Annotated in this window: 14 protein-coding genes and 2 tRNA genes; 6 read left to right on the forward strand and 10 right to left on the reverse strand. The window is 42.1% G+C overall.

Annotated elements, in window-relative coordinates; translation table 11 throughout:
• The 3 genes from M0R36_01775 to M0R36_01785 are packed head-to-tail and all read left to right on the forward strand — an operon-like array spanning position 1 to position 3,482.
• Positions 1–819: a purine-nucleoside phosphorylase gene (locus M0R36_01775; GenBank protein ID MCK9554539.1), complete on the forward strand. Its 819-nt coding sequence runs from the start codon at positions 1–3 to the stop codon at positions 817–819.
• Positions 816–1,037, forward strand: coding sequence for a DUF3006 domain-containing protein (locus M0R36_01780; GenBank protein MCK9554540.1), 222 nt, complete (start codon positions 816–818; stop codon positions 1,035–1,037). Before M0R36_01775 ends, M0R36_01780 begins: the two co-directional genes overlap by 4 nt.
• A 24-nt stretch (positions 1,038–1,061) precedes the next feature.
• Positions 1,062–3,482: a DUF748 domain-containing protein gene (locus M0R36_01785; protein MCK9554541.1), complete on the forward strand. Its 2,421-nt coding sequence runs from the start codon at positions 1,062–1,064 to the stop codon at positions 3,480–3,482.
• A gap of 2 nt (positions 3,483–3,484) precedes the next feature.
• On the opposite strand, the gene M0R36_01790 is transcribed toward M0R36_01785, so the two are convergent.
• The 6 genes from M0R36_01790 to M0R36_01815 all read right to left on the reverse strand — a co-directional run bounded on the left by M0R36_01790 (position 3,485) and on the right by M0R36_01815 (position 8,230).
• On the reverse strand, positions 3,485–4,090 hold the full coding sequence (locus M0R36_01790; GenBank protein MCK9554542.1) for an XTP/dITP diphosphatase: 606 nt from the start codon (positions 4,088–4,090) through the stop codon (positions 3,485–3,487).
• Between the two features lie 25 nt (positions 4,091–4,115).
• Positions 4,116–4,838, reverse strand: a complete 723-nt coding sequence (gene rph / locus M0R36_01795; GenBank protein MCK9554543.1) for a ribonuclease PH — start codon at positions 4,836–4,838, stop codon at positions 4,116–4,118.
• A gap of 173 nt (positions 4,839–5,011) precedes the next feature.
• Positions 5,012–5,089, reverse strand: a tRNA-Arg gene (locus M0R36_01800).
• 272 nt (positions 5,090–5,361) lie between these two features.
• A complete protein-coding gene (feoB, locus tag M0R36_01805; GenBank protein MCK9554544.1) occupies positions 5,362–7,509 on the reverse strand; it encodes a ferrous iron transport protein B in 2,148 nt (715 codons plus the stop codon).
• A 2-nt stretch (positions 7,510–7,511) separates the two neighbouring features.
• Complete coding sequence (locus tag M0R36_01810; GenBank protein MCK9554545.1) at positions 7,512–7,736, reverse strand: ferrous iron transport protein A; 225 nt, start codon at positions 7,734–7,736, stop codon at positions 7,512–7,514.
• Between the two features lie 38 nt (positions 7,737–7,774).
• Positions 7,775–8,230 carry a metal-dependent transcriptional regulator gene (locus M0R36_01815; protein MCK9554546.1) on the reverse strand — a complete coding sequence of 152 codons (456 nt, stop codon included), beginning with the start codon at positions 8,228–8,230 and terminating at the stop codon, positions 7,775–7,777.
• 163 nt (positions 8,231–8,393) lie between these two features.
• On the opposite strand from M0R36_01815, the gene leuS reads away from it, so the two are divergent.
• Complete coding sequence (leuS, locus tag M0R36_01820) at positions 8,394–10,856, forward strand: leucine--tRNA ligase (GenBank protein MCK9554547.1); 2,463 nt, start codon at positions 8,394–8,396, stop codon at positions 10,854–10,856.
• A gap of 3 nt (positions 10,857–10,859) precedes the next feature.
• Here leuS and M0R36_01825 read toward each other — a convergent pair whose 3' ends face one another.
• From M0R36_01825 to M0R36_01840, 4 genes are read right to left on the reverse strand one after another with little or no spacing between them, the layout of a single operon-like run.
• Positions 10,860–11,438: a nitroreductase family protein gene (locus M0R36_01825; protein ID MCK9554548.1), complete on the reverse strand. Its 579-nt coding sequence runs from the start codon at positions 11,436–11,438 to the stop codon at positions 10,860–10,862.
• A gap of 19 nt (positions 11,439–11,457) precedes the next feature.
• Entirely contained in the window at positions 11,458–11,829 is a 372-nt protein-coding gene (locus M0R36_01830; GenBank protein ID MCK9554549.1) for a 6-carboxytetrahydropterin synthase, read from the reverse strand.
• Positions 11,804–12,640 carry a glutamate racemase gene (gene murI, locus M0R36_01835; GenBank protein MCK9554550.1) on the reverse strand — a complete coding sequence of 279 codons (837 nt, stop codon included), beginning with the start codon at positions 12,638–12,640 and terminating at the stop codon, positions 11,804–11,806. The genes M0R36_01830 and murI overlap by 26 nt, the downstream gene beginning before the upstream one ends.
• A gap of 2 nt (positions 12,641–12,642) precedes the next feature.
• Positions 12,643–13,686: an N-acetylmuramoyl-L-alanine amidase gene (locus M0R36_01840; GenBank protein MCK9554551.1), complete on the reverse strand. Its 1,044-nt coding sequence runs from the start codon at positions 13,684–13,686 to the stop codon at positions 12,643–12,645.
• Positions 13,687–13,807: 121 nt separating this feature from the next.
• Here M0R36_01840 and M0R36_01845 point away from each other — a divergent pair.
• Positions 13,808–13,894 (forward strand) — tRNA-Leu (locus tag M0R36_01845).
• 158 nt (positions 13,895–14,052) lie between these two features.
• Positions 14,053–14,466: a hypothetical protein gene (locus tag M0R36_01850; GenBank protein MCK9554552.1), complete on the forward strand. Its 414-nt coding sequence runs from the start codon at positions 14,053–14,055 to the stop codon at positions 14,464–14,466.
• Position 14,467: the final 1 nt, after the last annotated feature.

A 14,467-nucleotide genomic window follows, 5' to 3' on the forward strand; every position in this document is an offset into this window, starting at 1 on the left:
ATGGAAGAACAAAAGGTACTGCGCGCCGCCGATAACATAAAACGACTGTTTAAACGCGTCCCCGAAACAGCGATAGTAACGGGAACAGGAATCAAGCTTGATTGCAGAGAGTTCAGAATCATGGCGGAAATACCTTTCAGAAAAATCCCTTTCGCAAAAACCCCGGCTGTCTCAGGGCATTCGGGCACGTTAAAATTATGCGCTTACGGCAAAAGAAAATTTCTTATTCAGGAAGGAAGAATCCACTTCTATGAATCCGGCAATATTTCCGATGCGGTGTATTTAACAGCTTTACTGTCAAAAGCCGGCGTTAAAAAATTCATTTTTATAAATTCCGCGGGGTCGCTTCAAAAAACGATGCGGCCGGGAAGCATCATGCTCATTTCGGACCATATAAACCTGATGGGGACAAATCCCCTGCTCGCGGAACCGAAGCTAAACCGCGATAAATCGATACAATTTGTGAATCCGGCAAACCTGTATTCAAAAAAAATATCGGGAAACCTGTTTTCCGCGGCGAAAAAAAACCAAATAAATTTACGCAAAGGCGTTTACCTTGCCGTAAGCGGTCCAGTTTATGAAACACCGGCCGAAGCAAAAGCTTTTAAAACAATAGGCGCCGACGCAGTCGGCATGTCCACTGTGCCCGAAGCGATAAAAGCTTTTTCCGGCGGATGTGAAGTCGCCGCATTATCATGCATAACCAATTATATTTTTGATAAAGAATCATCAAAGCACGCAGAAATAGTAAAAACCGCGGCGCTTATTTCGCCCCGGCTGGTAAAAATATTCAAAACCTATTTAAAGGAGATAAAATGAAATTTACCGCAATAATAGACCGGATTGAAGGCAATAACTGCGCAGTCCTGGAAATCGCCAAAAAGGGCAGCATTGTCCTGCCTCTCGGCATCCTTCCCAAAGGAAGCGCGCCGGGCACAGCTATTGATATCACAATAAACAAGAATGAGCGCTACGAAAATAAAAGAAAAAGCGCGATAATAAATCTCCAGCAAAAGCTTCTCCGCAATAACAGATAAAATAAACACATATGGAGATACGGAGTGTTTAGATACCTGATAAAATATTTTCTGATATCGGTCCTGCTTATATTTCTTCTGCTCTCGCTCTTGAGTATTTACATCAATCACCTGTACCTTTCCAAAGACGGGAAAATCCTGGCGCAAAAACAGCTCGAAGATATTACGGGAACCAGGGTTTTCTTCAAAAACATCTCATATGATTTATTTAACGGCATAGTCTTCAAGAACCTCATCATCACCGACCCTCTTGACGACAAAAAAATCATCTTCTTTGCCGAAAGGGCGGAAATGAGGATTATCCTGACTGATATCATAAAAGGAAAATATATTATACAAAGGTTAACCCTGTCTTCATGCGAACTTTTTATAAGAAGAGATGCAAAAGGCTCTGTCAATTTATCCGGCTTTAAAACAAACAGCGTACCGGGCATAATACCCAATATCCGTATCAAAGGCGGAAAAATTCACTATGAAGATATGTTTTACGGCACAAAAAGGAATTTCTCGCTTTATAACGTAAAAGGCGCTATAGCGCCCTCAATAAAAGGGTCTGTAAATTTTGAACTGTCGGGTTCCATCCAAAAAGGCAAATACAGAAACATTATGCTTGTCGGCAGCCATAATGTTTTTTCGGATAAGCTGCGGCTCAAAATACTCGGGAAAAAAATAGATGCCGCCGTTTTCAAGGATTATATAAGAGATTTCCTGGACATAGACCTTAAAAAAGGGACCGCAAAAATCAATTTCCGTGTGGAAACAGCCTCTTTCTCAAAAACACATATATTCGGGAAGTATGACCTTGAAGGGCTGGAATCGGAAAATGATAATTTTTCGTTATCCGGAAATTGCCATGGCATGTTGAAAACATCCGATAAAAGCAGCAGCGCCGGGAATTTTATCGGCAGGATATCTTTTGAGGATTGTACGGCAATCAACAGGAAAAATAACCTGAACATCAAAAATATCCGCGGAGATTTCTTCTTTAACGCAGGCGGTTTTTTGTCAAAAAACCTTTCTTTCGATTTTTTGCAACACCCTTTTAACGCTGAAATAACGGCAACCGGTTTTAAAAAGCCTTTCTATAACATAAACCTCAAAACGGCCCTTGAAGACGACTGGAATTCTACCTCTATATTCAAAAATTATGTTAAATACAATAACCTGAAAGTTTCCGGTCCGGCCGAATTATCGGCGGATTATAAAGGGTTCATCGAGGATATTTCCCCGGAAAACTTATCGGCCGCAATAGAATTAAACGGTATTAATATTAAATGCCCGTACATTACAGGGGAAATCCGGGATGTCAGGGGAAAAATATCTTATGATAAAAATATCTTTTTGAGCAATTCATTGACCGGAAACCTTACCTATAAATTTAATTTCAAAGGTTCTTTTAACACAAAAAACGAAAAGAAACTTACTTTCGAAGCCGGTTATTCCGACACAAAACTCGCGGGAAATATCGTATTAACAGAGGACGCTATTTCAATATCGCCGCTCGAGATACGGCGGATGAACTCGGATCTGACCCTGAAAGGAATTTTCACAGACCTGAAATCACCGTCATACAACCTGTCTCTTGAGGGGAACATCGATTTAAAGGATCTTTTTTCTCTGGATAAACTGAAAGAATACCCTTTGCCGGTATACAGCGGCAATAAGATATTTATTAAAGGCAGCGCCAAAGGAAAGAAATTAAAATCAGAAAACCTGACGCTCGAAGTTGATTTTTCATCGGACGCGATAACTTACAGGAAAATGGAATTGGAAGGAATTTCGGGCAGGCTTAAATACACGCCGGAAAATGCGGCGATTGAATTCGCGGCAAAAAATGTCTGTTCCGGCAGCCTGACAGGCAGCGTCAGCCTGTTATTTAAAAACGGGTCTCCGGGTTCCTTTTCCCTGGAAACCCGGATAAAAGATATGGACTTAGAGCGGTTTTCCGGCGCAATCCTCGATAAAAAACAAAATATCAGGGGGAAAACCGATTTCCATATTAAACTCGGAGGCATAACCGGTAAAACCGAAACGTTCAGCGGCAAAGGCGTATTGAAAATTTCGGACGGAAGATTGTGGAATATGCAGCTTTTTGACGGTATCTGGCAGATCCTGGTCATTAATAACCCAAACCTGAAAAAAGCGGTCTTCACGGAAGCCGAAACGGATTTCGAAATCAAAAATAAAAAAATATTCATTCCGAACGCGGTATTCTCCAGCGAACATTTTCTGTTAATGCCCAAAGGATATATAGGATTTGATAAAAAGATAGATTTCTGGATAGAAAGCGGTTTTTTTGAAGACTCCCGGGATTCGGGGCCGGAAGTCCTGGCAAAAAGAATAGGAAACTTTAAATGCAGGCTGACAACTATTCACGCGACAGGCAACATAGAAAAACCGGTTTTAAAAACAGAAATAAAACCTTTAGGTGAAATATTCCGTTAACTTCAGGATTCCCTGTTAATAAGCCTTTCGAGCATCAACCTTGATTTTTCGATTGCGTTTGCCCTGTGGCTTATGCGGTTTTTAACTTCCAAATCAAGTTCCGCAAAACTTTTACCGTATTCCAACTTCGCAAAAATGGGATCATATCCGAAACCTCCGCCGCCCCTGGGCTCATTTAACACAATGCCCTCACAGCTGCCGGTTACCGTCCCTATTAAGTCTTCTTTATCGGCAAGCGCTATTACACAGACAAACCTGGCTCCCCTTCTTTCCGGCGGAAACCCTTTCATCCTGTCCAGCAGTTTCATCATATTTTCCATATCGGTGGCATTCTCTCCCGCATATCTTGAAGATCTCACTCCGGGTTCATTGTCAAGGACATATACTTCTATACCCGAATCATCCGCAAGCGTAAGTTTCCCCGTATGTTTCGCGATTTCTTTCGCTTTCTTGACGGCGTTTTCCTCAAATGTATTGCCGTCTTCAATTACATTTTCAATGTTTTCGAAATCTTCAAGAGTGTAAAACTTTATCTGGAGCCCTTTCAGTATCTGCTTTATCTCTTTTATCTTATTCTTGTTGTTCGTCGCCAACACAAGCTCAAGCATATATCCTCCGATAATTTAAAAGCCGTTAATTTTCCAAAGCTTTTTTCTGCCTGTTTATGATTTTGCTGACTGAATTTGAAGCAAGCAAAAGCATTTCATCCAGCTGTTCCCTGGAAAAAACCGATTCTTCCCCGCTGCCCTGCACTTCAACGAATTTTCCTTTTCCCGTCATCACAACATTCATATCGACTTCAGCGGAAAAATCTTCCTGATAAGAAAGGTCAACCAGTATTTCGGATCCTACGACACCGACACTGACCGCGGCGATATAATCCCTGACAGGATTTGTTTTCAATGTTTTTTCCTCAAGCATCTTGCCGACGGCAAGGCTCAGCGCAATAAAAGCTCCGGTTATGGAAACTGTCCGCGTGCCTCCGTCGGCTTCGATAACATCGCAGTCAATCCATATGGTTTTTCTGCCGAGTTTTTCAAGGTCTGTCACAGACCTTAACGCCCTGCCTATAAGACGCTGTATCTCATGTGTCCTTCCTCCGATTTTTCCTCTCGAAGCCTCCCGCTGTGTTCTCGAAGGGGTGGACGCCGGAAGCATGGAATACTCCGCGGTTACCCATCCACAGTCGGGGGATTGTTCTTTGAGCCATCTCGGGATATCATTTTCCACCGTCGCGGAGCAGATTACCCTTGTATTCCCGAACTCAATAAGGACAGACGCGGGATTATGCCTTATGAATCCTTTGGTTATTTTTATTTCCCTGAGTTCATCTGTTTTTCTTCCATCGCTTCTCATTTAATAAAACTCCTTTAATATATCGTATTTTCAAAACAAACATCAGTCAAGAATAAATGGCGCGCCCGGCGCGATTCGAACGCACGGCCTGTCCGATCCATCGGACTGCTCTATCCGCACAACCCCCAGGTTGTGTTATAGAGCTGTTCGAGCTTAAATCTTAAATCCTGAACTGGTGCGCCCGGCGCGATTCGAACGCACGGCCTTCTGCTCCGGAGGCAGATGCTCTATCCGGACTGAGCTACGGGCGCAAAACGATTATCGCAACAAAAAGAGCTTAAAATAACTTTTCACCCTCATACTCAAGTACTCGCCCGCCGACGCTTTGTGGCGGGTCCGGACTGAGCTACGGGCGCAATCCAAAACATTAGTTATTGAGTTATTCAGTTAATAGTTATTAAGTCAGTAAGTTATTATGTTTTGATTTTCAGTTTTTTACTATTCAACAACCACAATAAACTCCAAAATTCAACCGGTGATTGTATAATAAAACGGAGTTAAATTGCAAGGCGATTAGATTTCTTCAAACACCGAATCCTAAAAGTTTGCCGGTTTGGAAGACGGCAAAAGCTACAACCCACGCTATAGATGTAGTATATAAAGCCGTAAACACCGGCCAAAACCATGAATGTGTCTCACGTTTTATCACAGCTATAGATGCTATACAAGGGACATAAAGAAGGATAAATATCATCAGAGAATACACATTTAAAGGGGAATATATCCTGCGTCCGTCAGACGATCGGGCCTGTTTTAAAGATTCCTGTAAAGATATATGTGATGAATCCCCGATAGAATATAATGTTGCCAATGTCCCTATTATTACCTCCTTTGCAACAACTCCCCCAATCAATGAAACCGAGACCTTCCAGTCATATATCCCCAAAGGACGCAATAAAGGGCTTATCTTCCTGCCAATAACCCCGGCATAGCTTTTTTCAAGGGATTCTTTCACTTTTTCCGCCCGCAGCTCTTCAGCTTTTGACTGATAACCTGTTTCCCGCGCCTCTTTTATCAGGCTGTTATAGTCTTTTGAATAATTTACATTTACCGGATAGTTACTTAAGAACCATATAAACATACAACCTATAAAAATAATGGTGCCCGCCTTATTTAAATACGAGTACACCTTTTCCCACATATGCATTAAAACAAGTTTAAGCGTGGGAATACGATAAGGAGGCAGTTCCATAACAAAAGATTCGGTTTTCCCTTTAAAAATATGCGCTCTGAACATTTTAGCCATAATAACCGCAACAATTATGCCAATCAAATAAATGGAAAATAAAACATTACCCGCCATCTTTTCCGGGAAAAAAGCTCCTATAAATAAAGCGTACACCGGCAATCTCGCGCCGCAGCTCATAAAAGGATTCACCAACATGGTAACCATTCTGTCATTATAATCTTCAATAGACCTTGCAGCCATGATAGCCGGGACATTACATCCAAAACCCAGCAGCATAGGAATAAAGGACCTTCCATGTAATCCAATCTTATGCATTAACCTGTCCATAATAAACGCAACCCTTGCCATATAACCTGAATATTCGAGAACAGCAATAGCAAAAAACAACAACAGTATGATAGGCACAAGCGATAAAACCCCGCCCACACCGCCAATTATTCCATCAACTATAAATGATCTTATCAAACTTTCTTCAGGCATAAGCCCGTTTACAAAAGAACCCAGGATATTCAGGCCGGAATATATAAGATTTACAAGGGGCTGACTGAGAAAAAAAGTAAGCCTGAAAATACACCACATTGACAACAGAAAAATCGGCATCCCGAACAATCTATGTATAAGAACCTTATCTATGACATCAGAAACCGTGTGCCTGTCTTCTTTTGTGATTTTTACCGCTTCGGAACATGCTCCGCTTATAAAACCGTAACGCCTGTCAGACATCAGAACAAAAACATCATCGGCATATATGCTTTTTAATTTTTTTATACTTTCTGACTGCTGTTTTTTCAGTTCTTCATATACGGGGCTGTCCTGGATTTTTTTTAAAACCTGGATGTCCTGTTCAATGATTTTAATCGCCAGCCATTTGACCGGATACCTCCCCGACAGAGATTTATCCCTGTCTATAATACTTTCCAGCTGTCTCAGTTCTTTCTCTATATCTTCACCGTAATTGACCGTAATATCCTTATTTTTTATTTTACCTTCATACAATAAAACACTTTTTTCCAGCAGTTCATTGATCCCGGATTTTTTGGTGGCCACTGTAAAAACAGACGGTATGCCCAGAAGTTCGCTGATAAGTTCCCTGTTTATGATTACTCCCGATTTCAACGCGGCATCGTACATATTGAACGCAAGCACAAGAGGGACTTTAAGCTGCATCAATTGCATTGTCAGATAAAGACTTCTTTCAAGATTTGAAGAATCAATGACATTTATCACCACATCGGGTTTTTCTTCTATAAGAAAATCACGCGCAATTATTTCGTCAATCGAATTCGCGGTAAGACTGTAGGTGCCGGGCAAGTCTACAAGAGAAACCGTATAATTCCGAAAATCGAAAATTCCTTCTTTTTTTTCGACCGTAACACCGGGATAATTCGCTACTTTCTGATTTGAGCCCGTCAACTCGTTAAATATAGTTGTTTTGCCCGAATTAGGATTTCCGGCAAGGGCGACTGTTATCTTCTTCCCCATCTTTATTCTTCCTCTGTTACATATATCTGTTGTGCCATACCCCGTCCGATAGCAAGCCTCGCGCTGTCCTTGGAAACTATAACAGGCCCTCCGGCATTATTGAGAACTTTTATCCTATCCCCTGTATAGATACCCATGGAATTCAGCCTTCCCAACAGTCCTGTACCCGCGCCAATTTTTACAACTTTCACGTTCTTCCCTTTATCAACAGTGCTAAGAGTTTTCATCTAATTTAAATCGCCTCCCTGTATCTTAAATCAATTTTTTACTTATTCTCAAAGGACTTGAAATAACTGTTAAAATCCCTGAACAGAACCGTGTCTTTATTTCTGCTCTGTTTTTCCTCTATAAACGACATAAAGCCCATCACCCGTTCAAGGGTTTCTTTGCTTAAATGATGTTCAATCCTGCAGGCATCGCTTTCCGCCGTTTTCTCATCCAGGCAAAGAACACAGGAAAGAAATTTTTTTAAGTTTCTGTGCCTCTGATAAATTTTTTGCGCCACTTTAACCCCTTCTTCCGTAAGTTCTATATATCCATATGGCTCGTGAACGACAAAGCTCTTCCTTTCAAGGGATTTTAAAGCCTCTATTACAGAAGGGGGTTTCACATCCATCCGCCTTGCCATATCTTTTACTCTTACATGCTTTTTTCTCTCGTTTAAGATATAAATGCTTTCAAGATAATCCTCCATTGACGCAGTCATCTCAGGCCTCACCATGCACCTCCTTTTTAGACGCCTCTAAATATATTAGGCTTGCCTAATTTTGTCAAGTGTTTTTCACTTTCCCGCGCGGCTGATTATATTTTCCTTTATATGGCAGGCAATTCTGGTATAATTTCTTCCCTATTATAAAACGAATACTCCGGGACGGCGTAAATAAATGAAATACGAACCTAAAAAAATAGAGAAAAAATGGCAGGATAACTGGGAAAAATCCGGTTTATACAAAACCGGAGAACAAAGCATAAAACCCAAATATTACTGCCTTGATATGTTCCCCTATCCTTCCGGCACAGGCCTTCATGTCGGGCACTGGAGAGGCTATGTGCTTTCCGACGTATGGTCCAGATACAAAACGCTGAAGGGGTTCAGGCTTCTTCACCCTATGGGCTGGGATTCTTTCGGGCTCCCGGCAGAAAATGACGCTATCAAAAAAGGCCTGCATCCAAAAGCAAACACCGAAAAAAATATAAATAATATACGCAGGCAACTTAAGGAAATCGGGGCAATGTACGATTGGTCGAGAGAAATAAACACAAGCGACCCCGGATATTACAAATGGACCCAATGGATATTCCTGCAAATGTTTAAAAGAGGCCTCGCCTACAGGAAAAAAATGCCGATTAACTGGTGCCCGGAATGCAAAACGGGACTCGCGAATGAAGAAGTTATAGGCAATAAATGCGAAAGATGCGGTTCGGAAATCGAGAAAAAAGATATGATGCAATGGATGCTCAAAATCACCGAATACGCGGAGCGCCTGCTGAGAGACCTTGAAAAACTCGACTGGCCTGAAAAAGTAAAAATAATGCAGGCAAACTGGATAGGAAGAAGCGAAGGCGCGGAAATATTATTTGCCGTCAAATCTCCCGATGGCAAAGATTATCACTTAAAAGTATTTACCACCAGGCCGGATACGCTTTTCGGCGCTACATATGTCGTCCTTGCGCCTGAACATGAACTCATACCGAAGATAACAGATAAAAAACATAAAAAAGACGTAACGGAATACATTGAAGCGGCAAAAAAAGAATCAGATATAGAAAGGACCTCGGAAAAAAAAGATAAAACCGGAGTTTTCACCGGCGCTTACGCCGTAAACCCGGTAAACAATAAAGAAATACCTGTATGGACCGGCGACTATGTGCTTGCCTCTTACGGAACCGGGGCGATAATGTGCGTGCCCGCGCATGACGACAGAGATTTTGCCTTCGCCAAGAAATTCGGCCTTCCTGTAACAGAAGTCATTACATCGGAAAAATCCGAAAAAGACTCCTCGGGAAATCTTTTAAAAGCCTATACGGAAGAAGGAACAATGGTTAATTCCGGCAAATTCGACCGGATGGATTCCGCCAAAGGCAGAAATGAAATCGTAAAATGGCTGGAAGAAAAATCTCTGGCAGAAAAAACCGTGAAATATAAATTAAGAGACTGGATATTTTCAAGACAGAGATACTGGGGAGAACCGATTCCGATTGTCTTCTGTGAAAAATGCGGCGAAGTTCCCGTCCCGGAGGCACAGCTTCCCGTGCTTCTTCCCGAAGTCGAAAAATACCAGCCAAGCGGGACCGGGGATTCCCCTCTCGCGAACATCACGGAATTTGTAAAAACAGATTGTCCAAAATGCGGAGGAAAAGCCCGCCGCGAGACAAATACAATGCCGCAATGGGCGGGTTCATCCTGGTATTTCCTGCGGTATCCCAGTCCGGAACTGAAAACAGCCCCGTTCGATAAAGAAAAGTTGTCCGGATGGATGCCTGTCGACTGCTATGTGGGAGGCATAGAACATGCCATATTGCATCTTTTATACGCCAGGTTTTTTACAAAGGTCCTGTTTGATTGCGGGTATCTTTCCTTCGATGAGCCGTTTACAAGGCTTTTTAACCAGGGTATGGTATGCAAATTCAGCGAAAAAACAAATAAACTTGAAAAAATGTCCAAATCAAAAGGCAATGTTGTCAGCCCCGACGACCTTGTAAACAGGTACGGCACGGATTCAGTAAGACTTTACGAACTTTTCATAGGGCCTCCTGAAGTCGATTCCGAATGGAACGATAACGGGATAGAGGGTGTTTATAAGTTTCTGAGGCGTTTGTGGGAATGGACGCTTAACGCATGGGATACATCTTCGGACGGACCGGAAGACGAATCATTCACGCGGCAGCTCCACATACTGATAAAAAATCTTACTGAGCGGCTTGAATCATTCAGGTTCAATACCGCGATAAGCGCTTTTATGGAATTTATAAATTTCGCGCTCGGCAAAGAAGCAAAGGATACACCTGTCAAAAAAGACTCTATAGAAAAAATAATTGTTTTGATATCGCCTTTTGCCCCTCATCTGGCCGAAGAACTCTGGAAAATAACATCCCACAATGATAGTGTTTTCACATCAAACTGGCCTTCATATGACGACAAACTTACAATATTCGATGAAATAGAGATACCTGTACAGATAAACGGGAAAGTCAGGTGTGTTTTAAAGGTTCCCGAATCCATATCGGAAGAAGAGATACTTGAGAAAGCTTTAAAAAATGAAAACATCAGGAAGTTCACGGAAGGGAAAGCACTGATCAAAAAAATCTACGTGCCTAAAAAAGTAGTAAACCTTGTAGCAAAATAACACTCAAAACCTGTCTTTATGTAATATTTGCTTTATCGCCCTTTTGGGAATTTTCAGTTCCCCGTCTTTCCCCTTATAATATCTGCAGTTTTCCCCCCATTTTACGGCATCAGGCTTTTCATCCTTAACACCAAGCGCTATAACCGTATCCACAAAATAAGCCGGCGGTATTTTGAGGATTTCAGAGATTTTTTTCCTGTCTATCGCGCCAAGCCAGCAGGAACCGATGTTCTTTTCCCATGCCGAAAGGATTATATTCTCCGCGGCGGCGCCGCTGTCCCTCTCGAAATGGCCCTGAGCGGCAATCTCCAGATTATTAATTATCACTATATAGGCTACGGGTTTCTGTCCTTCTGACGGATTCCAGTCAGGGGATATATACCCGGCCCATCTCAGGCACTTGAATATCTTCTCCCTTACTTTCGCGTTTGTAACTACAATAAACTTAAGAGGCTGAAGGTTGGCGGCGCTGGGAGCAAGCCTTCCGGCGTTTACCAACTCTTTCAAAACCCGAAAAGGAATATTCTTTTGCTTAAACTTTCTTATAGTCCTTCTTGAAACAACCGCATCATAAACTTTCATAGTATCCCCCGCAGCAAATTTATATCCTATAAAAAGCGGAACTGCCTTCCGTTTCCCAAACTTTTACTTCCCTCAAAATATTTTCCCTTTTTAATTTCAACCTGTCAATCATCCTGTCATATATGAATTTCGCTATATTTTCCGCAGTGGGAGCATTCTCCATAAAGAATTCAACTTCGTCCAGGTTTTTATGGTCAAGTATTTTAAGCGCCGAATCCAGGGCCTTTTTCAAATCCTTGAAATCGCACACCATCCCTGTTTTTCCGGGCAATTCACTTTCGACTGTAACAATAACTTTCCAATTATGCCCGTGAACAGCCTCTCTTCTCCCGTCCGCCAGCGTTATACTATGGGCAGAACTGAATTCATCTTCCACGCTTACTCCATACATAGGAAACTTCCTCCCTGACAACTTTTATTTCATCAAGACCGCGACCTAAAAACTTCCTGCCCAGATACCGGAAAGATTCGGGCGAATCGCTTACATAAAACCGGATTTTGCCCCTTTTCCCGGGAGCCTTTATCTTTTTACCGGCAAGAATATCCGCTAACCTGCGCGCCGAAGCCCGGGCAGAATCGATAACGTGGACTTTTTCTCCCATAAAACGCTTGATTCTCTTTTTAATAAGCGGATAGTGAGTACATCCAAGTATAAGAGCGTCTATCTTCTGCCGCTTAAAAGCGTCCAGGTACATCATTATCACACTATCCAATATTCTCCCCGTCAAAATATGCTCTTCAACAAAAGGAACAAACAAGGGGCATGCCTTTGATAAGATTTTCGCCGGCGGACATAATTCTTTTATGCGTTTTTCGTATGCGCCGCTCGAAATAGTGGCTTTCGTGCCTATGACACCGATTCTTTTAGTCTTTGATAAGGCCAACGCCGTTTCGACCGCCGGCTTCACGACGTCAATGACAGGAACATTTACCCTGCTTTCAATGTAAGGCAACGCAACTGATGAAACAGTGTTGCAGGCCGCTATTATAGCTTTAACATGGTTCTGCAGCAGAAAATCACAGTTTTCCACAGCAAACCGCCTTATCGCATCGGGAGATTTTGTGCCGTAAGGGACCCTTGCGGTATCTCCGAAGTAAATGATATCTTCTCCGGGCAGGATTTTTATTATTTCTTTAAGGACGGTCAACCCTCCGACCCCTGAGTCAAAAATTCCTACCGGTAAAACCTTTTTTTTCTTCATCGTCATTCCTGAAAATAATTTAATACACCCGAAGCGATTCCCCCGGCAATTTTATCCCTGTAATCTTCGTGTAAAAGAAGTACGCTTTCATCGGCATTGGATATAAAACCGACCTCCACAAGAACCGCGGGCATATCCGTATTCCTGAGGACATAAAACCTCGCTTCTTTAACGCCCCTGTTTTTAACCTGAGCGCTTTTGACAACTTCTTCATTTATAAAACATGCAAGACGCTTGCTTAAACGTTTTCTCCTGGCTGAATCTATGGGGCCCGATTGGCCGTTAGTGTATACAGAATCGCCCAAAGCAAGATCGCCGTCCTCTATCTCTTCTATAGATTTTATCACTTCCGATGCCGGAGTACCCAAAACAAATGTCTCAATTCCCGTAACACCTTTGGCGGGAGCGGAATTTGCGTGTATGCTTATAAACAGATCGGCTTGCTCGGACTGCGCGATATCACATCTCTTTGACAGCTTTAGAAACACATCTTTATCCCTTGTCATGACAACCTGCAAACCTTTTTTTTCAAGAACAGCCGCAACCTTCTTCGCTATATCAAGAACAATCGTTTTTTCATCTGCGCCGTTTTTATTCCTCGCCCCGATATTTTTCCCCCCGTGGCCGGGATCAATAACGACTTTAAACCCCCGAAGGCTGGTTATTTTTCTCCCGGCTGCCGGATCCCCGGGTTTGATGTATAAATCAAGCACATCTTCTTTAATATCCAGCGGAACATATAGAATGCCTTTATGGAATATCATCGGTCCGGGCATATCAAACGTCCTGCCGTTTACAGAAACATACCTGTTGTTTAAACTCATAAGAAGGGAAAACCCGGGAGACTCAAGTTTGACCTCTTTTAAAACCGGGTTCCAATACAGATCCATACCAAAGGATTTCACTACAGAGTTAAGCTCTATATATGCTATATCGTAAGATTTATATATAGTCGTCTCGATACTGCATACCGGCCCTTTCAGGGAAAAACCGTAAGCCGCCGATACTGAAAGAAACACCACAAGCAGTAAAAACACTTTTTTCATACTCAATTAATTTACTATATAAAGGCTTATTACTGAAATAAATATTTATTACACCGGCCGGCAGGGTTTTTTATTTGACATAAATTCACAATATTCGGATAATAGGCAACTGTATTATATTGCGGACATGGCGGAATTGGCAGACGCGCTAGATTCAGGTTCTAGTGGCCGAAAGGCTATGGAGGTTCAAGTCCTCTTGTCCGCACCAGTGAACCACGCAGGGTTCACTGTAAACTTAGAACTACATAGCGTTCTCTGCAAGATTAGAAACACACGGGGTTCACTGCCCTGCACCCAGTGTGGTACAGGGCATCAAAATAAAAGATAGAGGAAAAGATAATTAAGCCTGTCCTTACAATTTTGCTGTTGTTGACAATCCTACTTCCGGGGTGCGCTCCACAGACCGGCGTACTGAAGTTAAAAAAACCCGAGATTGAAACACCCGATGTCAGTTTTAACGGAACCTATCTTGTCGCAACAGGAAAAGGCAAAGCCCCTGATGATGTCGAACAATCCGGCAGAAAAAAACTTATGGCAAATCGAGCGGCAAAAATAAATGCCCTTTCCAATTTATCTAACAGTGTTTTTGCAATATTAAACAGAAAAGGCGCGATAAAAGGCAAAATCAATATTACTTCCTATGTCAAAAACGCCGAATTTGTTGATGAAGAGTTTTCAGAAGATCTGAATTCAGCTACTGTAAAAGCCCGCTTACCGCTTAACGGGAATAACAGTATTGCTGAATTAATCCAGGTTGAAAAAATTATTATTATCGAATGAA

The sequence above is a fragment of the bacterium genome (assembly GCA_023228325.1).
GTDB lineage: Bacteria > Auribacterota > UBA6266 > UBA6266 > UBA6266 > UBA6266.